Origin of the sequence: Bacillus sp. MSP13 (assembly GCF_000815295.1) — a bacterium.
GTDB classification, from domain to species: domain Bacteria; phylum Bacillota; class Bacilli; order Bacillales; family Bacillaceae; genus Bacillus; species Bacillus vallismortis.
On the sequence record NZ_JXAQ01000010.1, the window covers coordinates 255,765 to 277,238 of the forward strand.

At 44.6% G+C, this 21,474-nt stretch carries 24 protein-coding genes; 16 read left to right on the forward strand and 8 right to left on the reverse strand.

Annotation, left to right across the window (positions count from 1 at the left end; genetic code table 11):
• Positions 1-10: 10 nt before the first annotated feature.
• From moaA to SC79_RS11975, 14 genes are all read left to right on the forward strand, one after another.
• Positions 11-1,036: a GTP 3',8-cyclase MoaA gene (gene moaA, locus SC79_RS11910; protein ID WP_039075216.1), complete on the forward strand. Its 1,026-nt coding sequence runs from the start codon at positions 11-13 to the stop codon at positions 1,034-1,036.
• A gap of 186 nt (positions 1,037-1,222) precedes the next feature.
• On the forward strand, positions 1,223-2,356 hold the full coding sequence (locus SC79_RS11915) for a response regulator aspartate phosphatase (protein ID WP_039075217.1): 1,134 nt from the start codon (positions 1,223-1,225) through the stop codon (positions 2,354-2,356).
• Between the two features lie 161 nt (positions 2,357-2,517).
• Positions 2,518-2,997, forward strand: a complete 480-nt coding sequence (locus SC79_RS11920) for a membrane protein (RefSeq protein ID WP_039075218.1) — start codon at positions 2,518-2,520, stop codon at positions 2,995-2,997.
• Between the two features lie 71 nt (positions 2,998-3,068).
• Complete coding sequence (locus tag SC79_RS11925) at positions 3,069-3,257, forward strand: CsbD family protein (RefSeq protein WP_039075219.1); 189 nt, start codon at positions 3,069-3,071, stop codon at positions 3,255-3,257.
• 202 nt (positions 3,258-3,459) lie between these two features.
• Positions 3,460-4,716 carry an urea ABC transporter substrate-binding protein gene (gene urtA, locus SC79_RS11930; protein ID WP_039075220.1) on the forward strand — a complete coding sequence of 419 codons (1,257 nt, stop codon included), beginning with the start codon at positions 3,460-3,462 and terminating at the stop codon, positions 4,714-4,716.
• 31 nt (positions 4,717-4,747) lie between these two features.
• Positions 4,748-5,650: an urea ABC transporter permease subunit UrtB gene (gene urtB, locus SC79_RS11935; RefSeq protein WP_039075221.1), complete on the forward strand. Its 903-nt coding sequence runs from the start codon at positions 4,748-4,750 to the stop codon at positions 5,648-5,650.
• A gap of 11 nt (positions 5,651-5,661) precedes the next feature.
• Positions 5,662-6,735 carry an urea ABC transporter permease subunit UrtC gene (gene urtC, locus SC79_RS11940; RefSeq protein WP_039075222.1) on the forward strand — a complete coding sequence of 358 codons (1,074 nt, stop codon included), beginning with the start codon at positions 5,662-5,664 and terminating at the stop codon, positions 6,733-6,735.
• On the forward strand, positions 6,710-7,456 hold the full coding sequence (gene urtD / locus SC79_RS11945) for an urea ABC transporter ATP-binding protein UrtD (RefSeq protein ID WP_039075223.1): 747 nt from the start codon (positions 6,710-6,712) through the stop codon (positions 7,454-7,456). Before urtC ends, urtD begins: the two co-directional genes overlap by 26 nt.
• A complete protein-coding gene (urtE, locus tag SC79_RS11950; protein WP_039075224.1) occupies positions 7,453-8,154 on the forward strand; it encodes an urea ABC transporter ATP-binding subunit UrtE in 702 nt (233 codons plus the stop codon). The genes urtD and urtE overlap by 4 nt, the downstream gene beginning before the upstream one ends.
• A 99-nt stretch (positions 8,155-8,253) precedes the next feature.
• The gene (gene ureA, locus SC79_RS11955) at positions 8,254-8,571 is read left to right on the forward strand and encodes an urease subunit gamma (protein WP_010328899.1); all 318 of its coding nucleotides are present in this window, start codon (positions 8,254-8,256) and stop codon (positions 8,569-8,571) included.
• Positions 8,568-8,942, forward strand: a complete 375-nt coding sequence (gene ureB / locus SC79_RS11960; protein ID WP_039075225.1) for an urease subunit beta — start codon at positions 8,568-8,570, stop codon at positions 8,940-8,942. Before ureA ends, ureB begins: the two co-directional genes overlap by 4 nt.
• A complete protein-coding gene (gene ureC / locus SC79_RS11965) occupies positions 8,939-10,648 on the forward strand; it encodes an urease subunit alpha (RefSeq protein WP_039075226.1) in 1,710 nt (569 codons plus the stop codon). Before ureB ends, ureC begins: the two co-directional genes overlap by 4 nt.
• Before the next feature lie 132 nt (positions 10,649-10,780).
• Positions 10,781-11,182 carry an Rrf2 family transcriptional regulator gene (locus tag SC79_RS11970; protein WP_039075227.1) on the forward strand — a complete coding sequence of 134 codons (402 nt, stop codon included), beginning with the start codon at positions 10,781-10,783 and terminating at the stop codon, positions 11,180-11,182.
• Positions 11,183-11,248: 66 nt separating this feature from the next.
• Positions 11,249-11,890, forward strand: coding sequence for an NAD(P)-dependent oxidoreductase (locus SC79_RS11975; RefSeq protein ID WP_039075228.1), 642 nt, complete (start codon positions 11,249-11,251; stop codon positions 11,888-11,890).
• A gap of 248 nt (positions 11,891-12,138) precedes the next feature.
• Here SC79_RS11975 and SC79_RS11980 read toward each other — a convergent pair whose 3' ends face one another.
• The gene (locus tag SC79_RS11980; protein ID WP_039075229.1) at positions 12,139-12,528 is read right to left on the reverse strand and encodes a DUF5362 family protein; all 390 of its coding nucleotides are present in this window, start codon (positions 12,526-12,528) and stop codon (positions 12,139-12,141) included.
• Between the two features lie 145 nt (positions 12,529-12,673).
• Between SC79_RS11980 and SC79_RS11985 the strand changes: the two genes are divergently transcribed.
• Positions 12,674-13,447, forward strand: coding sequence for a MerR family transcriptional regulator (locus SC79_RS11985; protein ID WP_039075230.1), 774 nt, complete (start codon positions 12,674-12,676; stop codon positions 13,445-13,447).
• A 22-nt stretch (positions 13,448-13,469) separates the two neighbouring features.
• On the opposite strand, the gene cls is transcribed toward SC79_RS11985, so the two are convergent.
• On the reverse strand, positions 13,470-14,918 hold the full coding sequence (cls, locus tag SC79_RS11990; protein WP_039075231.1) for a cardiolipin synthase: 1,449 nt from the start codon (positions 14,916-14,918) through the stop codon (positions 13,470-13,472).
• 241 nt (positions 14,919-15,159) lie between these two features.
• On the opposite strand from cls, the gene SC79_RS11995 reads away from it, so the two are divergent.
• A complete protein-coding gene (locus tag SC79_RS11995; RefSeq protein WP_039075232.1) occupies positions 15,160-15,594 on the forward strand; it encodes a DUF5392 family protein in 435 nt (144 codons plus the stop codon).
• 131 nt (positions 15,595-15,725) lie between these two features.
• Here the strand turns inward: SC79_RS11995 and pseI are convergent, their stop codons facing one another.
• The 6 genes from pseI to SC79_RS12025 are packed head-to-tail and all read right to left on the reverse strand — an operon-like array spanning position 15,726 to position 21,461.
• A complete protein-coding gene (gene pseI, locus SC79_RS12000) occupies positions 15,726-16,775 on the reverse strand; it encodes a pseudaminic acid synthase (RefSeq protein ID WP_039075233.1) in 1,050 nt (349 codons plus the stop codon).
• Positions 16,776-16,822: 47 nt separating this feature from the next.
• Positions 16,823-17,413: a UDP-4-amino-4,6-dideoxy-N-acetyl-beta-L-altrosamine N-acetyltransferase gene (gene pseH / locus SC79_RS12005; protein ID WP_039075234.1), complete on the reverse strand. Its 591-nt coding sequence runs from the start codon at positions 17,411-17,413 to the stop codon at positions 16,823-16,825.
• 15 nt (positions 17,414-17,428) lie between these two features.
• Positions 17,429-18,520, reverse strand: a complete 1,092-nt coding sequence (gene pseG / locus SC79_RS12010; protein ID WP_039075235.1) for a UDP-2,4-diacetamido-2,4,6-trideoxy-beta-L-altropyranose hydrolase — start codon at positions 18,518-18,520, stop codon at positions 17,429-17,431.
• A gap of 15 nt (positions 18,521-18,535) precedes the next feature.
• Positions 18,536-19,294: a cytidylyltransferase domain-containing protein gene (locus SC79_RS12015; RefSeq protein ID WP_039075236.1), complete on the reverse strand. Its 759-nt coding sequence runs from the start codon at positions 19,292-19,294 to the stop codon at positions 18,536-18,538.
• An 11-nt stretch (positions 19,295-19,305) separates the two neighbouring features.
• On the reverse strand, positions 19,306-20,502 hold the full coding sequence (gene pseC, locus SC79_RS12020; protein WP_039075237.1) for a UDP-4-amino-4,6-dideoxy-N-acetyl-beta-L-altrosamine transaminase: 1,197 nt from the start codon (positions 20,500-20,502) through the stop codon (positions 19,306-19,308).
• A gap of 14 nt (positions 20,503-20,516) precedes the next feature.
• Positions 20,517-21,461: a dTDP-glucose 4,6-dehydratase gene (locus SC79_RS12025; RefSeq protein ID WP_039075238.1), complete on the reverse strand. Its 945-nt coding sequence runs from the start codon at positions 21,459-21,461 to the stop codon at positions 20,517-20,519.
• Positions 21,462-21,474: the final 13 nt, after the last annotated feature.

Here is a 21,474-nt window from a genome sequence, read left to right on the forward strand (position 1 = left end):
GGCTGTAGCTATGATTACAGAATCGCGCCAGATGTTGGATAAAAGAAACAGGCCGCTGAGAGACCTTCGCATATCTGTTACAGACCGCTGCAACTTCCGATGCACGTACTGTATGCCCGCCGAATTATTCGGCCCGGATTATCCTTTTTTAAAGAAAGAGGAGCTGCTTTCATTTGAGGAACTAGAACGGCTTGCGGCGCTGTTTGTCACAAGGTTCGGCGTTGAAAAAATCCGCCTAACCGGCGGAGAGCCTCTCATGAGAAAGGATATGCCTGAATTAATTAGAAAACTGGCCCGCATTCCGGGTGTCCGTGATATTGCGATGACGACAAACGGATCTTTGCTGCCTGTTTATGCGGAGAGGCTCAAGGAAGCCGGGCTGAAAAGGGTCACAATCAGCCTTGATTCTTTAGAGGACGAGCGCTTCAAAAAGATAAACGGGCGCGGGGTTTCTGTCAGCAAGGTGCTGGAAGGCATTGAAGCGGCGAAGGAAGCGGGTCTCGGTGTGAAAATCAACATGGTCGTCCAAAAGGGCGTCAATGAAAAAGATATCCTGCCTATGGCCCATTATTTTAAGGAAAAAGGGCACATCCTGAGGTTCATCGAATTTATGGATGTGGGCAACACCAACCAATGGGAAAAGAAGGACGTTATGACAAAGGCGGAAATCATTGATTTGATCAATGGACACATGCCGGTAGAACCGATAGCGCCTAATTATATAGGCGAAGTGGCTTCCAGATTCCGCTACTTGGACGGATCAGGGGAAATCGGCGTCATATCGTCTGTATCTGACGCGTTTTGCGGCTCGTGCAACAGGGCCCGTCTTTCTGCGAGAGGGGAGCTGTTTACCTGCTTATTCGCTGCAAGCGGGTTCGACCTCAGAGCGCCGGTGCGGCAGGAGTTAAGCGATGACGAACTGGCAGAGATGATCGGCACGGTATGGAAAAATCGGATTGATCAATATTCGGTCGACCGTACGCTATCAAAAGCATCAGATAAAAAGAAAGTGGAAATGTCTTATATTGGCGGCTAAATTCATGTAAAGAGCTTATCGGCACTGTCCGGTAAGCTTTTTTTTTATAAGGGCAAAAAGTATTTGCAAACACCGTAGTATATAAGGATAGGCATAAAGAAGGAATCATTGTAAGAATTTTTAATTCCAGCGCCATACATTATGATAAAATATAACCAATTAAATAATAGAAAGGGTTGGAGGGGCATGGCCGCGTACGAAATCCCGTCATCTCAAGTAGGAGTGAAAATCAATAAGTGGTATAAACGCATTTTAGCATTTCAAGTGGCTGATGCCGTTAAGCTGAAGGAAGAGATTGATCAGAACATCGAACAGATGGAAGAGGATCAGCTGCTTTTGCTGTATTATCAGCTGATCAGTTACCGCCACCAAATGATGCTGGATTATGTAAAACCCGACCTGCACGAGGAATCTCAGCTTCAATATCGTGAATTGATCAACAAGCTGGAAAGCAATAAGGACAGCATCTCCGGATTATCTGAGTATTATTTTCACTTGTTCAGAGGAATGTACGAATTTGAACAGAACAATTATATTTCGGCGATATCCTTTTATCGGAAAGCTGAAAAGATGCTTGCGTTTGTAGAAGATGAAATTGAAAGAGCGGAATACCACTTCAAAGTGGCTGAAGTTTATTATGTCATGAAGCAGACGCACTTTTCTATGAACCATGCCATACAGGCGCTTGAGACATATAAGGCTTATGATTTTTACAGAGTCAGAAGAATTCAATGCCATTTCGTCATATCTGGCAACTATATTGACTACAGAAATGATGAAAAAGCGCTTGAGCATTTGGATGACGCGTATCGCCTGGCTTTATTAGAAGGCCAGCCCCGTTTGATTGGATCTGCCCTCTACAATATAGGGAATTGCTATGACGATAAAGGCGAGCTGGATCAAGCTGCGGCTTACTTTGAAAAAGCGCTGCCTGTCTTTGAGGAGCATCAGCTAGAACAGCTCCCGAAAGCGCTCTTCAGCCTGACTCGCGTTCTTTTCAAAAAAGAAGATGTCCAAGCAGCGATGCGATACTATGAAAAAGGGGTTTTCATCGCTCAAAAACGCAACGATTTCTTCAGTCTGGCAAAATATAAGTTTTTGCAGGCCTTATATGTGGAATCTGTCAATGTTGATATGATTCAAGAAGTATTTGACTATATGGAAGAAAAAGCCCTGTACGTATATATTGAAGAATTCGCCTTAGACGCTGCCGCCTATTTCAGTCATCGCGAACATTACAAAGAAGCGGTGTATTTTTATGAAAAAGCGGTTGGCGTAAGAGACATGATCCAAAGGAATGACTGTTTATATCAAGTGTAAGACGAAACCATCTGCTGGCAGATGGTTTTTTATATACAAAAAAAGGGAAGCGTTGGAAGGTTTATTTCCGGACAAAACAGGAAAAATCGCTACATATGCTTTTAAACAATTGGCCGGATTATACGGTGTTTAGGTCAATGACAAGCGTGAGGGGGAATTGAATGTTTGGTTTCAATGATATGGTAAAGTTTCTATGGTCTTTCCTCATTGTTCTGCCGCTTGTACAGATCATACATGTTTCAGGGCACAGCTTTATGGCTTTTATTTTTGGCGGAAAAGGATCGTTGGATATTGGGATGGGCAAACCTCTGTTCAAGATCGGGCCGATACGGATCAGAACAATTTATTTCATCGATTCTTTTTGCAGGTACGATGAGCTGAAAATTGACAATCGCTATTCAAATGCGCTTGTATATGCCGGGGGCAGCCTGTTTAACCTGATAACGATTTTCACAGTTAACCTGCTGATTATACACAGTGTATTAAAGCCGAATGTGTTTTTCTATCAGTTTGTTTATTTTTCTACGTATTATGTGTTTTTCGCCTTGCTGCCGGTTCAATACACTGAGAAAAAGTTATCGGACGGGCTGGCGATTTACAAGGTGCTTCGCTACGGAGAGCGCTATGAAATCGATAATTAACCTTCAATTGTTTACCTTCTCTCAGATCGGGAAGATAACAAGTACACAGATCTTGAAGGGAGAGAATCAACATGGGTAACGATAGTGTAAAAGATAAAATGAAAGGCGGCTTCAATAAAGCCAAGGGAGAAGTGAAGGATAAAGCCGGAGATATGACGGATAAAGCGGACATGCAGGCTGAAGGCAAAAAAGATAAGGCGAAAGGCGAGATTCAAAAGGATATCGGGGAAGCGAAGGATCGATTCTCAAATAAAGATTAATCATACGGAAAAGGCAGGAAACGATATGTTTCTTGCCTTTTTTGATGTAACCAAATGTAACAAAAAAATCTATCGATTTGGTTAAAGTATCTAAATTTTTCAAATATTCTTTGAAATAATGCCCTTCTTCTATATAATAATGACATGAGTTGTTAACTTTTATTACATCAAATGGTGGAATTTAGACAAAGGGAGGTTCTGAATGAAAAACAAAGGGGTTGGCATACAATCTGTTTTTCTGTTGTTCCTGCTTATGATTCTGATAACGGGATGCGTTGCGCCGAAGAAAGTGTCGGAAGCCAGTGGAGATGCGAAAAATACGGTTGATATCGACACAAGCGGGGATGCGGTGAAGGTTGGGATTCTTCACTCATTAAGCGGGACAATGGCGATCAGCGAAGTGTCCGTCCATGATGCAGAATTACTGGCGATTCAAGAAATCAACCAAAAAGGCGGCGTTCTCGGCAAAAAGCTTCAACCCATCGTGGAAGACGGCGCTTCAGACTGGCCTGTATATGCGGAAAAAATGAGAAAACTGCTTCAGCAGGATAAAGCAGCTGCTGTTTTCGGCGGATGGACGTCAGCAAGCCGCAAAGCCATGCTTCCGGTTGTGGAGCAAAACAACGGGCTGTTATTCTATCCGGTGCAGTACGAAGGGATGGAGTCATCGCCTAATGTTTTTTATACCGGAGCAACGACGAATCAGCAAATTGTGCCGGCTGTTGATTGGCTGCTGAAGAATAAAGGTAAGACGTTCTTCTTGATCGGATCGGATTATGTGTTTCCGAGAACAGCCAATAAAATCATGAAAGCGCAGGTGAAAGCGGCCGGAGGGGAAATTGCCGGTGAAGAGTATACGCCGCTCGGCCACACGAATTACAGTACGCTCGTCAGCAAAATCAAAGAAAAGCAGCCTGATGTCATTTTTAACACCTTAAACGGCGACAGCAACGTGGCGTTTTTCAAACAGCTGAAAGATGCGGGAATCTCGGCTGGCGATATGCCTGTGATGTCGGCAAGTATCGCTGAGGAAGAAATTCGGGGGATCGGCCCTGATGTGCTAAAAGGACATTATGCGGTATGGAATTACTTCCAGACAACCAATACGAGCGAAAATCAAACGTTCGTGAAGAACTATAAAAAGATGAACGGCGGTAAAAGGGTGACGAGCGACCCGATTGAAGCGGGTTATAATGCGGTATATCTCTGGGCGGCGGCTGTTGAAAAAGCCAAGTCCTTTGATGTCGATAAGGTGAAGAAAGCGGCTGACGGGATTACATTTAATGCCCCGGGCGGCCCAGTGAAAATCGACGGAGATACACAGCATCTTTACAAAACGGTCAGAATCGGGGAAATCATGGGGGATGGACAGTTTAAAGAAGTATGGAACTCAGGTGACCTGGTAAAACCTGATCCGTATTTAACATCGTACGATTGGGCAAAGGGGTTAACTAAATAAATTAAAGGCGTTGCGGGGGAGGAGGCGGAGCGTGTCTATTATCATGACTCAATTATTTAACGGGATCAGTCTCGGTTCTATTTTGATTCTCATTGCGATTGGATTGGCCGTTACATTCGGTTTGATGAACATGATTAATATGGCGCACGGTGAGTTGATTATGGCGGGAGCCTATACGACATATGTTGTTCAGCAGCTGTTTTTAAGCTATTTGCCTGCTTCTCTGTTTTCTTATTATTTTTTCATCTCGATTATCATGGCGTTTGCGGTCGCGGCGCTTATTGGGATTGTCATTGAAAAAGTGATTGTCAGGCGGTTGTATGACCGCCCACTCGACAGCCTGTTGGCGACGTGGGGGGTGAGTTTAATTCTGCAGCAGGCGGCCAGATCGATTTTTGGCGCGCCGAATGTGGCCGTCAAGTCACCTGAGTGGCTGACGGGAGGGGTAACGCTGTTTTCCGTTACCTTTCCGTATAAACGGCTGTTTATTTTGGCGCTTGTCCTATTTACGCTGGTGCTGCTCGGATTTTATTTGTTTAAGACCTCTGCAGGGCGGCGGATACAGGCTGTTACGCTGAACCGGAGCATGGCCTCGTGTCTCGGCGTATCTGTGAGAAAAACCGATACATTGGCTTTCGCGCTCGGAAGCGGACTGGCCGGTATTGCGGGGAGCTCACTCACATTGCTTGGTTCGATCGGGCCTACTCTCGGTTCGTCATACCTTGTTGATGCCTTCATGATTGTCATTTTAGGGGGAATCGGAAAATTAAAGGGAACGATTATCGGCGCTGTGACGGTCGGTTTGCTTAGTACATTCGTTGAGTACTCGACAAGCGCTACGATCGCCAAGATTGTCGTGTTTGCATTGATTATTCTGTTTCTGCAATGGCGGCCTTCAGGTCTTGCAAGCGTCAGAACGAGATTACTTGATTAGGAGGGAACCGGATGAAGCGGTTTTCACAATTTAGTCCGTATTTGGTGATGTTTGCCCTTTTTATTGCCGCCCCGTTCTTTCTGCAGGAGTTTCGATTGGGGCTGTTGGCGAAGTTTTTATGCTTCGCGATTGTAGCGGTCGGCATTTGCTTGATTTGGGGATATACAGGCATTTTGAGTTTGGGGCATGGCGTCTTTTTCGGATTGGGCGCTTACTGCATGGCCATGTACTTAAAGATAGAAGCCTCGTCGACAGGCATTCCTGACTTTATGGAGTGGACCGGCGTCAGTGAACTGCCGTGGATTTGGGCCATATTCAGTAATCCTTTTCGCGCGATTGCGGCGGCTGTCATTGTGCCTGTCTTTTTGGCTTTTTTAATCGGTTACTTTACCTTTCGCAACAACATAAAGGGCGTTTATTTTTCGTTGATCTCTCAGGCTGTTGTGGTGGTTGTTGTCACATTGTTCATCGGCAGCCAGGACATTACAGGCGGCACGAATGGTCTCACAAATTTTTATACCATTTTTCAATATGCTCTGGCCGATCCTGCAATAAAGCACATTCTGTACTTCACAACAATCTTTTTCCTCGGTGTTTCTGTGGTGTTCGCTTTGTTTCTGACGAGAAGCCGTTTTGGGCGGCTATTGCAGGCGGTGCGCGATGGAGAAAACAGAGTCCGGTTTTTTGGGTATCATTCCACCGTTTTTAAAGTGTTTATCTACTGTGTATCCGCTGCGATGGCGGGGGTTTCCGGAATGCTGTTTGTGCTTCAGGACGGGATGATCTCGCCGGAAATGATGGGCATCATTCCTTCGGTTGAGATGGTGCTGTGGGTTGCGATCGGCGGCAGGCACTCCATTTTCGGGGCGATGCTTGGCGCGCTGTTAACGAACGGCATGAAAAGCTATTTAAGCGAATATTACCCTGACATTTGGCTGTGCTTTCTCGGCGCTTTGTTTATCATCGTCGTGCTCTATATGCCAAAAGGGATTGTCGGGCTATGCGAGAAGCTTCAAACCCAGCTTTTCTCCCCGAAAAAGAAAGGAGCGGCTGCTGCTTATGAAACCGATACTTACCTGCCATGACGTGAAGGTTGAGTTTGACGGATTTTGGGCGTTGCGGGGCGCTGATATCAGCGTGCAGGAACGTGATATCCATTTTTTGATTGGGCCGAACGGTGCCGGAAAAACAACATTGCTTGACATCATTTGCGGAAAAACAAAGCCGCATTCAGGCGAGGTTCTGTTTCATACGAATGAATTGACAAAGGCTCGGGAATATCAGATCGCGAAACTGGGTGTCGCCAGAAAGTTTCAGGCTCCGAGTGTCTTTACGCAGCTGACTGTGTTTGAAAATCTCGAGCTTGCTATGAAACAGAAAAAGACGATCCTTTCATTGCTGACAGCGCGTATGACGAAACAGCAAAGTGACAGGATCATAGGCATCCTGCGGCTGATTGGGTTAGATGACAAACGGAATCTGCCAGCTTGCAGCCTGTCACACGGACAGAAGCAATGGCTGGAGATCGGCATGCAGCTCGCTATGGAGCCAAAGCTTTTGCTGCTGGATGAACCGATAGCGGGCATGACGGGAAAGGAGCGGGAAAAAACCGGAGCCCTGCTTGAAGAAATCGCGAAAACGTGCTCTGTACTGATTGTTGAGCACGATATGGATTTTGTGCGTTCATTTTCCAGAAAAGTCACGGTCATGCATGAAGGAAAAGTGCTTTGTGAAGGGTCGATGGATGAGATCACAAGCAATGAAGAGGTGGCAGCGGTGTATCTAGGAAGGAGCGGTGTGTCATGATGACCATCAGCGATGTAACTTCCGGTTACGATCAATCGATGGTATTGCGCAGCCTCAGCATGAAGATTCACCCAGGGCAGATTGTCGCTGTGTTAGGCCGAAACGGAGTCGGCAAATCCACTTTGCTGAAAACAATCATAGGCCTGCTTCCGGCTAAACAGGGGGATATTTGTTTTAAACAAACGTTTATTCAAAACGAAAAGGCGGAAAAACGGGCAAGAATGGGGATTGCGTACGTTCCGCAGGGAAGAGATATCTTTGCCTCCTTAACCGTTCGTGAAAACCTGCTGCTCGGGGAGGAGCCGCTTCCGAAGAAGAAGCGGACGGGGCAGGTAAAGGAAGAGATTTTTCAGTGGTTTCCTGTTTTAAAGGAAATGCTTGACCGCAAAGGCGGCGATTTAAGCGGAGGGCAGCAGCAGCAGCTTGCAATTGCCAGAGCGCTGATGGGAAATCCAAAAATTATTTTACTTGATGAACCAATGGAAGGTATTCAACCTTCAATTGTCGAACTAATCAGACAAGTTGTCATAGAAATTTCCAGAAAAAATGACATTTCCGTTATGTTAGTCGAGCACAGTTTGGAAAACGCGTTCACATGTGCTGACTATCTTTATGTGATCGACAGGGGAATGGTTGTCGACCATGGAAAGGCCGATGAAGAAACGACACGCCGCTTTGAAAGGCATCTTACTGTATGAACATCACGCTGAAGAAAGGGAGGTGATGTCCCGCCTGCATGTTCCGTAAATTCGCAGTAATCATATCTGCTTAATAAGATAAAAGAAGGGGGACTACAGATGAAACTGACACCGGTTGAACAAGAAAAATTGCTCATTTTTGCAGCGGGAGAATTAGCGAAACAGCGAAAAGCGCGGGGCGTTCTGCTGAACTACCCTGAGGCTGCCGCTTATATCACCTGCTTTATCATGGAAGGCGCGCGTGACGGAAAGGGAGTAGCGGAGCTAATGGAAGCCGGACGTCATGTGTTAACGGAAAAAGAGGTGATGGAGGGTGTGCCTGAGATGCTCGACAGCATTCAGGTGGAGGCCACATTTCCGGATGGAGTGAAGCTTGTTACGGTACATCAGCCCATTTCTGCGGAGGTGAAGTCATGAAGCCGGGAGCATTCCAAATTGCTGAGGGAACGATTACGATTAATGAAGGCCGCCAGACACGGGAGATAGCGGTAAAAAACACCGGATCACGCTCCATTCAAGTCGGCTCGCATTTTCATTTTGCGGAAGCCAATGGGGCATTAACATTTGACCGCGAGCAGGCAATCGGCATGCGCCTGGACGTTCCATCAGGCACGTCGGTCCGTTTTGAGCCGGGCGAGAGGAAAACGGTCACGCTTGTGGAAATCGGAGGACGAAAGACAATCAGAGGCCTGAACGGAATGGCCGACACGCTTATTGATGAACGCGGCAAAGAAAAAACGGCAGCCAACTTACATCAAGCCGGCTGGATGGAGGGTGTTATCCGATGAAAATGTCACGGGAGCAATATGCGGAGCTGTTTGGTCCGACAACGGGCGATAAAATCAGATTGGGCGATACGGATTTATGGATCGAAGTCGAAAAGGATTTTACAGTATACGGCGAAGAAATGATCTTTGGCGGCGGAAAAACGATCCGCGACGGCATGGGCCAAAACGGCAGGATCACAGGGAAAGACGGCGCTTTGGATTTGGTCATCACCAATGTCGTGCTCTTGGATTACACAGGCATTGTTAAAGCGGATGTCGGTGTGAAGGATGGACGGATTGTCGGCGTCGGAAAAAGCGGAAACCCTGATATCATGGACGGAGTCGATCCGCGTATGGTCATCGGCGCGGGTACAGAGGTGATTTCAGGTGAAGGCAAAATCTTAACAGCCGGAGGTGTGGACACGCACATTCATTTTATATGCCCTCAGCAGATGGAAGTTGCGCTTTCTTCAGGTGTGACAACCCTTTTGGGAGGCGGAACAGGACCCGCTACAGGAAGCAAAGCGACAACATGCACATCCGGCGCGTGGTATATGGCAAGAATGCTGGAAGCAGCCGAGGAGTTTCCAATCAATGTCGGCTTCTTAGGAAAAGGGAATGCGTCCGATAAAGCGCCGCTGATCGAACAGGTGGAAGCAGGCGCCATAGGCCTTAAGCTTCACGAGGACTGGGGCACGACGCCAAGGGCTATCAAAACGTGTATGGAAGTCGTGGATGAGGCTGATATTCAAGTCGCCATCCATACCGATACAATTAATGAAGCGGGATTCTTGGAAAACACGCTCGATGCGATCGGGGACCGGGTCATTCATACTTATCACATTGAAGGAGCAGGCGGCGGCCACGCCCCGGATATAATGAAGCTCGCCTCTTACGCAAACATTCTGCCATCATCCACAACGCCAACCATTCCTTACACCGTTAATACGATGGATGAGCATCTTGATATGATGATGGTCTGCCACCATTTAGATGCGAAAGTGCCTGAAGATGTGGCGTTCAGCCATTCCAGAATCAGGGCTGCGACCATTGCGGCAGAGGACATTCTCCATGATATCGGCGCGATCAGCATGACATCATCGGATTCCCAAGCGATGGGACGGGTCGGTGAAGTGATCATCCGAACGTGGCAAGTAGCCGACAAAATGAAGAAGCAGCGCGGCGCTCTTGCCGGTGAAAACGGAAATGACAATGTGCGGGCAAAACGCTATATTGCCAAATACACAATTAATCCGGCGATTACGCATGGCCTCAGCCATGAAGTCGGCTCGGTGGAAAAAGGGAAGCTCGCAGATCTGGTTCTGTGGGACCCGGTATTCTTCGCTGTAAAACCGGAACTGGTCTTAAAGGGCGGCATGATTGCCCGCGCGCAAATGGGAGATCCGAACGCGTCCATTCCGACACCTGAACCGGTATTTATGCGCCAAATGTATGCATCGTACGGAAAAGCCAATCGCTCAACCTCAATTACATTTATGTCTCAGGCAAGCATTGAGCGGGGTGTGGCGGAAAGCTTAGGGCTGGAAAAAAGAATTTCACCAGTCAAACATATCAGAAAGCTCAGCAAGCTGGATATGAAATTGAACTCAGCTTTGCCGAAGATCGAAGTTGACCCAAAAACCTATCAGGTCTTCGCGGACGGAAAGGAATTGTCTTGCCAGCCTGTCGATTATGTTCCGCTCGGACAACGATATTTCTTATTCTGACAAGACGCGGCCGGAGTGAATCCGGCCGTTCTATTGACTCAAAACGGTGCACAAGAATCCCTCGGTAGTGTATATTAAATGTTGACAAACGAATTAAGTGTAACTATTATAGTTACAACGGTGGTGAAAAACATGATTAACAGCCGTCTTGCTGTTGCCATTCATATTTTATCCCTCATTTCGATGGATGAAAAAGAGTCTTCAGAAACCATCGCTGGCAGCGTCAACACCAATCCGGTTGTCGTGCGAAGAATGATCAGCATGCTGAAAAAAGCGGATATTCTCACATCCCGCGCCGGGGTTCCGGGTGCAAGCCTCAAAAAAGATCCGGCTGATATTTCTCTTTTAGACGTATATCGAGCTGTCCAAAAGCAAGATGAACTCTTTGCGGTTCATGAAAACCCGAATCCGAACTGTCCGGTAGGGAGAAAAATTCAGAACGCACTGGATGAAACATTTGAAAGTGTGCAAAAAGCGATGGAAAATGAACTGGCAAGCAAGTCATTAAAAGACGTTATGAATCATCTCTTTTAATCAAAAGGGATGACTTCTCACCACTAACATGTAACTAAAATTGTTACAATAAGGAGGACATGAAACATGAAAATTGGAATTATCGGTGCAAGCGGAAAAGCAGGGAACGAGATTTTGAAAGAAGCGAAAACAAGAGGCCATGAAGTGACTGCCATCGTCCGAAACGCTTCAAAAGTGCAGGAACAGGGCATAGCGATTTTAGAGAAAGATGTGTTTGAACTGACTGCAGAAGATATCAAGCCTTTCGATGCGGTCGTCAACGCTTTTGGAGCAGCGCCTGGTGAGGAGCATCTTCATGTGGAGGCAGGCAGAGCGCTCATCAGCATCTTAAAAGATGCGAAAGACACAAGATTGCTTGTCGTCGGCGGAGCAGGAAGCCTGTTTGTTGATGAAGCCAAAACAACCCGTTTAATGGATACAGCGGAATTCCCGAAAGAATATGTGCCGACTGCATCAAATCAAGGGGAGAACCTGAAAGATTTGCAGCAGACGGACTCCATTTCCTGGACGTTCCTCAGTCCAGCGGCATTTTTTGATCCAACAGGAAAACGGACGGGTTCTTACCAAAAAGGAAAAGACAATGTCATCGTAAACGAAAAAGGCGACAGCTATATCAGCTATGCAGATTACGCCATTGCCGTATTGGATGAGCTTGAACAACCTGCACACAAAAATGAGCGCTTCACAGTGGTAAGCGAAGCGGAATAATAAAACAGCCGGAGCTTCCTTCGATTCCAACGTGACGGCAAACCCATGTTTTATGACAGGAACGGCGGTTAATCGCTCAGGCGTCCTGCCTAAATGGCGCCCTCATCACATCCTGTAAAAGTATGCTTTGATGCTTATACTTTAAGGGTTTTCCAGCAGGCTGAAAAGAGACAAAATCCTAAAACGATAAATCGTTTTAGGATTTTGTCAACAATCTGAAACCCGGGGCTTCCTCCGGGTTTTTCTCATTAATAAGTGTTGTACGTATCATAATCGCTGAAAATGCCGTCAGCAATTCCTAGCATTAAAAAGATGAAAAAGGCGATAATCGCAAGAACCGATACAGCAATGCTCACGATTAAATAAATCCCTTGCATCTTCACAAACTTCGCGTAATTCTCCAGCATGAAGTCTTCAGACTGTTCGCTGTTGTGCTCAGCCATTTGGCCTGCTTCTTTCGCTGATCGCATCAAAAAGATTCCGGCGATGATTTGCAAGACGCCCGGTACAGCCCCAATTAGAAAGAAAAACGCGCCTGAAAGCGCGGTAAGAGCGCCCATAATAATAAATAAGATGCCTGTTGCTTTCCCCCATTTTGAAATGCTGACGAGGGTTTTGTTCATTGTTTCAGGATTCATATACACTGGCTCCCCCTTTACAAAAAAATACTCACTTTTCATTTATACACTATTTGTGAGAAGTTTTATATATCGAAAATAACATTTTTGGGGTTGACCCTGACGTTGCGTGATTGTTTACGATGAAAAAGAGGAGGCGGCATTTATGAAATACCAAGTCAAACAAGTGGCGGACATAGCGGGCGTCAGCATTCGGACCCTTCATCACTATGACGATATTCAGCTTTTGAATCCTTCAGCGATTACTGACGCGGGGTATCGTTTGTACAGTGATGCAGATTTGGAAAGACTGCAGCAGATTTTATTTTTCAAGGAAATTGGGTTTCGTTTGGATGATATTAAAGAGCTGCTGGCTCATCCGAATTTTGACCGGAAAGAGGCGCTTCAGTCGCAAAAGGATATCTTAATAAAGAAAAAACAAAGAATGGAAGAGATGATTCAAACGATTGACAGAACGCTTCAGTCCATGAAGGGGGGAGAACAAATGAGTAAGCGGGATTTATTCGCCGGATTAAGCATGAAAGACATTGAAGAGCACCAGCAGACATATGCCGGTGAAGTCAGAAAGCTGTATGGAAGGGAAATGGCAGAAGAAACAGAGAAAAGGACATCTGCATATTCGGCGGACGATTGGCGGATGATCATGGCAGAATTTGATTCAATTTACAGACGAATCGCGGCGCGAATGGAGCACGGCCCCGGTGATGCAGAGGTTCAGGTTGCTGTGGGGGCGTTTCGCGACCATATTTGTCACTATCATTACGACTGCACACTCGACATTTTCAGAGGGCTTGGGGACCTGTATATCACTGACGAACGATTTACCGATTCAATCAATCAATATGGAGATGGCCTTGCCGCTTTTTTGCGGGAAGCGATGATGATCTACTGTGACCATCAGGAAAACCCCCGGCCATAAAAGCCGGGGGGGGGGGCGCATCTTATAAAATCGGTGACAACAGCCGCGAGATGGACTCCTTTATTCGAATCCATAAGGGGCGCTGCAGGTATTCCTCATAGGTATATTTTCTGGATACGAGCAAATCCTCTTTAAATGTAGAAACCAGTTTTTTCGCAATGGTGATATCGTAAATAAATGCATTCACTTCAAAATTCAGCCTGAAGCTTCGGACATCGATGTTCGCTGTGCCGACTGATGCGATTTCGTCATCCACCACGATGGTTTTCGCGTGAATAAAGCCATTATCGTAAATATAGACAGCGGCTCCGGCTTTCAGCAGATCGCCGATGTTCGAAAGTGTCGCCCAGTATACAAAGGCATGATCAGGTTTGTTCGGGATCATAATATTGACGTCAACACCCGACAGGCATGCGATCCTTAAAGCATCCAGCAGGCTTGCGTCAGGAATGAAATAAGGCGTCTGAATCAAAATGGAACGCTTGGCATTCGAAATCATTTTAATGTAGCCATTTTTAATTTGTTCCCATTCGGAATCCGGACCGCTCGTGACAATCTGCATCCCGACATTGCCTTTTGGGCCGTAATCAGGAAAGTGATTCGGAATATATGTCAGGGTATGGCGGTGGGAAGCTTGGTTCCAGTCAAGGATGAAACGTGTCTGGATGGCGTGTACGGCCGTTCCCTGCAGCCGGATATGCGTATCCCGCCAATAACCGAATTTCGGATTAAGACCAAGGTACTCATCTCCGACATTAAATCCTCCGACATAACCGGTCATCCCGTCTATGATGACAAGCTTTCGGTGATTCCGGTAATTCAGCCGCAAGTTAATCGGCCTGAGCTTTGAAGGGAAAAAAACCTCCACATGCCCGCCGGCCTCACGGAGCTCTTTAAAAAACTTTTTTCTCAGTGTTCTGGATCCGAGCTCATCATAAAGCACCCGGACTTGAACGCCTTCTTTCGCTTTTTGGATAAGAGCATCCCGTAATTTTTTGCCTAATTCATCACCTTTATAAATATAATATTGTAAGTGGATGTGATCCTTAGCCTTTGAAATGTCATGCAGCAGCCGCTGAAACTTATCCCGTCCGTCTGTGATCACGTCAACTGAATTATCCTCGGTGAACACAGCGTGATTATTCATAATAAGCATATAAATTAAATCTTTGTTATCAAAGGTTGCCCGGTTGTTGAACTGAAATTGCCTGGTTTCTAAATCTTCTAGCTGATGCTTCAGCAGTTTTTCGATTCCGATCTTTTTCCGGTCCTCCCATTGAAACAATTGTTTGCGTCTGAGGTTATGGCCGAATAATAAGTATAAAATAAAGCCTAAAACGGGAATAAAGAAAAGAACAAGCAGCCATGCCCAAGATGCGCTGGCATCGCGCCGTTCTTTGAAAATGACAATGATGGCCAAAAGAATATTCAAAATGAAAAAAAGTGATAAAAGGATGGAAGAAATACTCACTTTGTAACCCCGCTCATTCATATTTATCAAGAAGATTGCCATTAGTATTCCATGATTAACAGCGATCTGATTCCCATTACAAATTATAACACTCACATTTTAAAAGAATAAAGAGCGGCGCCAGATTCTTCGTGAAAAAACCGGGCAGATTTCTTTAAAACCAGTTTGCACCTGCGTTAAAATAAGCACATATGATAACGTTCGTAAAGCCTTGCAACATCAAATAAAGGGGGAGGATTACATGAACTTTTACAGAGTCGAACAAATGCCGGGGTTCATTAAAACAGAAATGCAAAAAATTCAAAAGGCCGTACAGCCTTTTATGAAGAAAACCGTCATTTACCGTTTTCTTGCGATTCCGCTTGCTGCATTCTCTCTCTTTCAATTGACCGCTTATCTATTTCACGCTGCAGCAGACAGGGAGTCCCTGATCAGCATAGGAATATTCGCCCTTCTGGCGGCGCTTGGATTGGCATTTTTCAAAGAAGCAGGCTACCAGCGCAAACAAGTCCAAAAAACGGTACACATCTATATGCTGAACAGGATCAAAAAGAGCGACATCCTTTCAGAAGAGCGAAAAAACTCCTATACCCGACAGATTAAGGAAGAACCGTTTGCGATGCGCAGTTTTGTGGAATTTCTGACAGAAGAAGACAGACGTAAAAAAATGTATTAAATTAAAAGCTGTAAACCAGAACTGCACCCCGATTTGCCGGACATCAGGGTGCAGTTTTTTAATGGCGATATATTCTCTAGTTCTGTAAAGCGGAGCGGTGGAGCATGGTTTACTAAGAGGCGGTATTTAGACTATAGAGAATCCCATTTCAGCGGTGTCCCTGCTGCAATATGTTTCTTGGCTGTTCTGCCAATCACGACCTCATAGTATTTTGGCTCCAAGCCATAACCGGGTCGCACAACTTGAATATTGTCTTTGGTGAACATGTCTCCGGCTTTTATATCTTTTTTTACATAAATAGAACGGCGGAATGTAAGCGAAGCTTTTTCCTCGGAAGTGGGTCCGTACGTGATCCGTCCTAATGCTTGCCACGCTCTTTTCGTTTCAACAACAAGCTCCTCCAATTCGAGGGGTTCCAGCGAAAAGGCAGAATCTACGCCGCCATCGGCTCTTGATAAAGTAAAATGTTTCTCAATCACAGTTGCGCCCAAGGCGACACTAGCCACAGCAACTCCTGTTCCCATTGTGTGATCTGATAAGCCAACTTGGCAGTTGAATAATTGTTTCATATGAGGAATCGTGGAGATATTGGTATTTTCCGGCGATGCCGGGTAGGTGCTCGTGCATTTCAGCAGTATGAGTTCTTTACAGCCGGCTTCTTTGGCGGCCCTCATTGATTCATCAATTTCTGCTACTGTAGCCATTCCGGTAGAAATGATCATAGGTTTACCAGTAGCAGCGACCTTTTTGATAAGAGGGATATCGGTATTTTCAAATGAAGCTATTTTATAAATAGGAACCCCCAAGTCCTCCAGGAAGTCGACAGACGATTCATCGAATGGCGTACTCAAAGGGATCATTCCAAGTTCCCGGCATTTATCGAAGATTGGTTTATGCCATTCCCAGGGGGTGTACGCTTGCTCATATAATGTATAGAGCGTTCTGCCGGACCAGAGGCTATTTTCATCCTCGATTTTAAAATCTTTCGTATTCATATTTAATGTCATCGTGTCAGCGGTATATGTTTGTATTTTCAGTGCGTGTGCACCTGCTTTAGAAGCTTCCTCTATAATGTGAAAGGCACGTTCTAAGGATTGATTATGGTTCCCGGACATTTCAGCAATAATAAACGGGGGATGATTCGGCCCGATTTTTCTTCCTTCCAACGTGATTTCGTTCATTTTTGCACCTCCTTTTATTTATAGTCAAACCTCCTTAAAAGATGGGCTCAGCTCTTCAGTTCATTAAAATTTGTATCAAGGTCTTTGTGATCTATTCCTCTTTCAGCTAATTTCTTCAGCACTTGCGGTTTTTCCGCTATCCATTCTTCCTTTAAAAGACCGTATCTGATGACATCAAGATATTTGTTCTTCCTTACGATGTGGTTTCGGAAATGGCCTTCTTTGCGAAAACCGAGTGATTGGTGGTATGACAAGCTTTTTTCGTTATTCGACAAGACTTCTCCGTACACTTTCTCAACCTCTAACTGTTGAAACGCCCATTCTAATGCTAAAAACCCCATGACAGAACCGGAGCCTTTTGGACTCTGGGCCTCTCCGATATAAAAACCCCAGTAGCAGTGGTGATTATGATGATCAATATCTTTAAAACTGACAAAGCCGGTGTCTGTATGATCAATGGTAAAGATAAAATCATGTTCTGTTTTTGAGGAATTCACATTCTTGAACCATTGATGATGCTGTTTTTCAGTTATGATTTGGTCGTTATACATCGATTTCCTGATTCTTTCATCGTTCCGCCAACGGAGAACTGTGTCTAAGTCTTTTTCTTTTAATGTCCTAAGGGAGTATGTGAACACAGATTTATCCCTTCCTTACTTTAAAATTTCCAATAATAGATTTTGGCGACTATCAATATTTCCTTCTAGCAGCATGCGGGCTTTTTTGGACATTTGTATGAATGACAAGGGGTTATTGATCATGTCGTGAAGGGCGGAGACGATATGTGATTCTTTGACTGATTCTTTAGGCCCCAGATAATGAATAGCCCCTATTTGATCGAGTGTTTGAGCGATCAGTTCTTGATTTTCAGCGACTGTAATCACGATGGCTGGAAGGCCGAGAAAGCAGCGCTCCCATGCAGCAGTTCCGCCCGCACCTATCGCAAGGTCGGCATTGTACATTAATTCTGCAATATGATTGACTTGGCAGTGAAAGTTGAAAAAAACATGTTTATTACAAATGGATTCAATTTCATTCTTATGAACATTGGTGCTTCCAATCACGATGTCCAGCTCAATATCATGGGAGGGAAGCTGCTGAAAGGCTTTCATGGCCTTTTTCGTTTCATTAGAGGGATCAGTGCCTCCAAAAAAGACAAGAATCTTTCTTATGCTTCCATCGCAGTTTTTGTGACTGGGACAAAATGAATAAAATTCGTCTCGCAATAAGACATACTCTGGCCCTAAAAATTGTTTGCAGCTTTTGGGGACCAAATGGACATAACGGTCTTTATAATGAGGATAAAGATTCTGGTCTAATAACATATCACAATCATGTAAACGGTCAGCCAGATCATCAATCACCATCATTTTTTTGACATGTTTTTTCACTTTCTTCTCCCAATTGATATCAATTGAGTAGTGATCAACGATAAGGAGAGAGATTTCCTTGTTCAGGTTTTTCATCGCATGAATGGTTTCGTCTGAGTCAACATGCCAAGGGACACCGAGCCAATCAGAATGGGGAGTTGCTTTAGGAATGAAAACATTCTTTTTAGGTTCTGGTAGCAAAATGAGATCAAACTGCTGCTCGCGAATCACATCAGCTAGATGTCCCTGTAAGTCTCGGCAAACAAATATAATATGAGCTCCCTTTTTACGCAAAGCATGAGCAAGCGTGAGGCACCTCATGACATGGCCTGTGCCTATTTCAATTGAAGCATCTGCTCTGAAAAGAATATTCATAACAGCACCCCATCATCACTTATCTTTGTCATTGTTTTCATTGAAGATTTCTTTTTGTTCTATTCGGGCGTTGAGTAAAGACCACTCCGGAAACGTGTTCAATAATGCTAATGTATCCTCTAAGCTAAAGTCAGGTTTAGTTGGATACAGATTTTCAATGATCTTTTGGATTAATAAAAAGTCCTCAGGTGTGTCCACAGTCCATCTATGCTGTTTTTGATTTTCGGCATTGGTGATATTAGCCAATTTGAAGCGGGCGGGATTCATGAAAATAAAGGGTGTTACGTGCTCTCGTTCATATTCAAGACTGGACTCGGCATGAGCTTTTTCTAACGACGAAGCTGAAAAAACTTCTATATCCATTCCGCGGGGGTACGTTCTATTTAACGTGTTAGACACATAATCATAGTGACCGTTTGCATCTAGATAATACGTAATGACTTTGTCAATGACACGATGATCAATAATAGGGCAGTCAGAGGTTAAGCGGACGATCGTTTCCGCTTTGCTCATTTTTGCAGCTTCGTAATACCTAGATAGGACATCGTTTTCCGACCCGCAATAATAAGCAAGAGATAACCTCTTACTTAACTCAACAATTGGTTTATCTATAGCATTTGTCGTTGTGGCGATCACAATCTCATCAATAAGGGCCGACCTCTTTATTCTTTCAATTTGATATTCCAGCAGAGGTTTATTCAGGACTTTTTTCAATACTTTGCCTGGAAATCTGCTGGACCCCATCCGTGCTTGGATAATAGCCGTTACTGTCAACTCATCACCTTCTATGAATAAAAATCCACTACTTTTTTTAATGCTTTGATCACGTCATCTGCATCTTTTTCGTTCATTGATTGAAACAGAGGCAAGGTAATGATTCCTTTATAAAGGGCCTCAGCATGTGGACATAGGCCGGCTTGATAACCTAAACGTTGATAGTAAGGGTGTAGATACACAGGTATATAGTGAACGTTAACTCCGATATTTTCTTTTTGCATAGCGTTAAAAATGTCATCGCGAGTTCCCTTTAGCTGATCGAGATGTAAGTTGATAATATAAAGGTGCCAGCTTGAAGTTGAGGCTGCATCTTGGCTTGGGAGATGAATGTGGGAGATGGTTTTTAATTTTTCGTTATAGATTCTGGCAAGATGGTTTCGTGTGTTAATAAAATCATCTATTTTTTTCAGTTGGCTGATCCCTAATGAAGCTTGGATATCTGTCATCCGATAATTGAAACCAAGGAAGTGCATTTCATAGTACCACGATCCATGGTCTTGGGTTAATTTTTTCGGATCACGGGTTATACCGTGACTGCGAAATTGGAGCAGCTTTTCATAATATGTTCTATTATTAGTCGTGATCATTCCGCCTTCGCCGGTTGTGATATGTTTGACGGGGTGGAAGCTAAACATCGTCATATCACTAATAGAACCGATTTTTTCCCCTTTATATGAAGCGCCTAATGCATGTGCAGCATCTTCAATGACGATTACGTTATTGGCTTTTGCGATTTTTTGAATCTTGTCGTGGTTCACCGGCTGTCCCGTGAAGTCTACGGGTATAATAGCCTTTGTTTTTGGGGTAATCAGTTTTTCAATAGAATCAGGGTCAATATTGTATGTGAGCGGGTCAATATCTGCAAAAACCGGTTTGGCGCCCATGTACAAAATACAATTGGCGCTTGCCGCAAAGGTGATGGGTGTAGTAATCACTTCATCTCCCTGTGAAATTCCCGCAGCAAAGCACGCTGCATGCAAAGCAGCTGTGCCGCTGGAAAATGCAACAGCATAGCTGCTGCCAGCATATTCAGCGACTTTCTGTTCGAATAAGTCAATGGTTGGGCCCGTCGTCAAATAGTCTCCACGTAAAACATCAACTACTGATTGGATATCTTCCTCATCCAGGCATTGTCTGCCGTATGGAAGGTAGGAATCTCTGACGGGCTTACCGCCTGCAATCGCCAATTTATTTTCACTTTTCATATTCCATTCTCCTATTAAATAAGATTCGTGCCTTTAATCCATTCTTCTGTTTTTCTTATTCCTTCCTCCAAACTGACCTGAGGGCTCCAATTAAGGATTTTCTTTGCTTTTTCGTAGTTGCATAACAATGTTGGAATTTCACTTTGAGGATGGATATGCTCTACATGGTGAATGTTTTGTCTATCGCCTGTAATTAATGCTGCTAAATCATTAATAGAGATATCTCTTCCAAGGCCTGCGTTTATAATTTCACCGTTTGCTTTTTGGGAATAACCGGCCTGCACGACGAAATGAGCACAATCCTCAACATATAAAAGATCTCGTGTTTGAGTGCCATCCCCATATATATGCAGCTTTTTCCCGTCCAATTTATTTTTTATAAAAATCGCGACGACTCCGCCTTCGCCACCTGTTTTCTGGAAAGGCCCATACGTGTTAAACGGACGTATCACCACTGCTGGAAGACCATACGCATGATAATAGGAGAGCACCATGTTTTCAGCGGCGATTTTTGCACCTGCATAAGGAGAAGCGGGTTTAATAGGGTCTGTTTCTTTAATGCCTTCAGCAAATGCAGCTCGGTCATACACCATACAGGTACTCATAAAAACAACTTTTACATTATGCTTTTTACATAATTCTAAAATGTTAAAAGTACCGATTGTGTCATTTTCAAATGTGGTTTTCGGATCGTCGATGCTGTCTTGTACGTTTATGCTTGCACCCAAATGATAGCAAATATCAAATTGGTTCAAGAAAAGATCTTCTAGTGTTTTTAGATTCTTTATATCTCCATTAATAAACTCGATAAATCCCGGAGCGTTCTTCAGCTCTTCAATATTTTCTAAACGCCCGTTCGACAAATCATCCAGCACCCATACTTGATGACCGTCTTCTAATAATTTTTTCACAACCCATCTGCCAATAAAACCTGCTCCTCCGGTAACGAGAATATTCATGACCATCTTCCTT

Excerpts from the sequence above, each read along its gene's own strand:
- SC79_RS11975 (WP_039075228.1), top strand. The coding sequence starts at position 11,249 with ATGAAAATTGGAATTATCGGTGCAAGCGGAAAAGCAGGGAACGAGATT.
- ureA (WP_010328899.1), top strand. The coding sequence starts at position 8,254 with ATGAAACTGACACCGGTTGAACAAGAAAAATTGCTCATTTTTGCAGCG.
- SC79_RS11925 (WP_039075219.1), top strand. The coding sequence starts at position 3,069 with ATGGGTAACGATAGTGTAAAAGATAAAATGAAAGGCGGCTTCAATAAA.
- moaA (WP_039075216.1), top strand. The coding sequence starts at position 11 with ATGATTACAGAATCGCGCCAGATGTTGGATAAAAGAAACAGGCCGCTG.
- urtC (WP_039075222.1), top strand. The coding sequence starts at position 5,662 with ATGAAGCGGTTTTCACAATTTAGTCCGTATTTGGTGATGTTTGCCCTT.
- SC79_RS11985 (WP_039075230.1), top strand. The coding sequence starts at position 12,674 with ATGAAATACCAAGTCAAACAAGTGGCGGACATAGCGGGCGTCAGCATT.
- SC79_RS12025 (WP_039075238.1), bottom strand. The coding sequence starts at position 21,461 with ATGAATATTCTCGTTACCGGAGGAGCAGGTTTTATTGGCAGATGGGTT.
- pseI (WP_039075233.1), bottom strand. The coding sequence starts at position 16,775 with ATGAACGAAATCACGTTGGAAGGAAGAAAAATCGGGCCGAATCATCCC.
- urtE (WP_039075224.1), top strand. The coding sequence starts at position 7,453 with ATGATGACCATCAGCGATGTAACTTCCGGTTACGATCAATCGATGGTA.
- SC79_RS11920 (WP_039075218.1), top strand. The coding sequence starts at position 2,518 with ATGTTTGGTTTCAATGATATGGTAAAGTTTCTATGGTCTTTCCTCATT.
- pseG (WP_039075235.1), bottom strand. The coding sequence starts at position 18,520 with ATGAATATTCTTTTCAGAGCAGATGCTTCAATTGAAATAGGCACAGGC.
- SC79_RS11915 (WP_039075217.1), top strand. The coding sequence starts at position 1,223 with ATGGCCGCGTACGAAATCCCGTCATCTCAAGTAGGAGTGAAAATCAAT.
- urtA (WP_039075220.1), top strand. The coding sequence starts at position 3,460 with ATGAAAAACAAAGGGGTTGGCATACAATCTGTTTTTCTGTTGTTCCTG.
- urtD (WP_039075223.1), top strand. The coding sequence starts at position 6,710 with ATGAAACCGATACTTACCTGCCATGACGTGAAGGTTGAGTTTGACGGA.
- SC79_RS11970 (WP_039075227.1), top strand. The coding sequence starts at position 10,781 with ATGATTAACAGCCGTCTTGCTGTTGCCATTCATATTTTATCCCTCATT.
- pseC (WP_039075237.1), bottom strand. The coding sequence starts at position 20,502 with ATGAAAAGTGAAAATAAATTGGCGATTGCAGGCGGTAAGCCCGTCAGA.
- ureC (WP_039075226.1), top strand. The coding sequence starts at position 8,939 with ATGAAAATGTCACGGGAGCAATATGCGGAGCTGTTTGGTCCGACAACG.
- SC79_RS11995 (WP_039075232.1), top strand. The coding sequence starts at position 15,160 with ATGAACTTTTACAGAGTCGAACAAATGCCGGGGTTCATTAAAACAGAA.
- SC79_RS11980 (WP_039075229.1), bottom strand. The coding sequence starts at position 12,528 with ATGAATCCTGAAACAATGAACAAAACCCTCGTCAGCATTTCAAAATGG.
- ureB (WP_039075225.1), top strand. The coding sequence starts at position 8,568 with ATGAAGCCGGGAGCATTCCAAATTGCTGAGGGAACGATTACGATTAAT.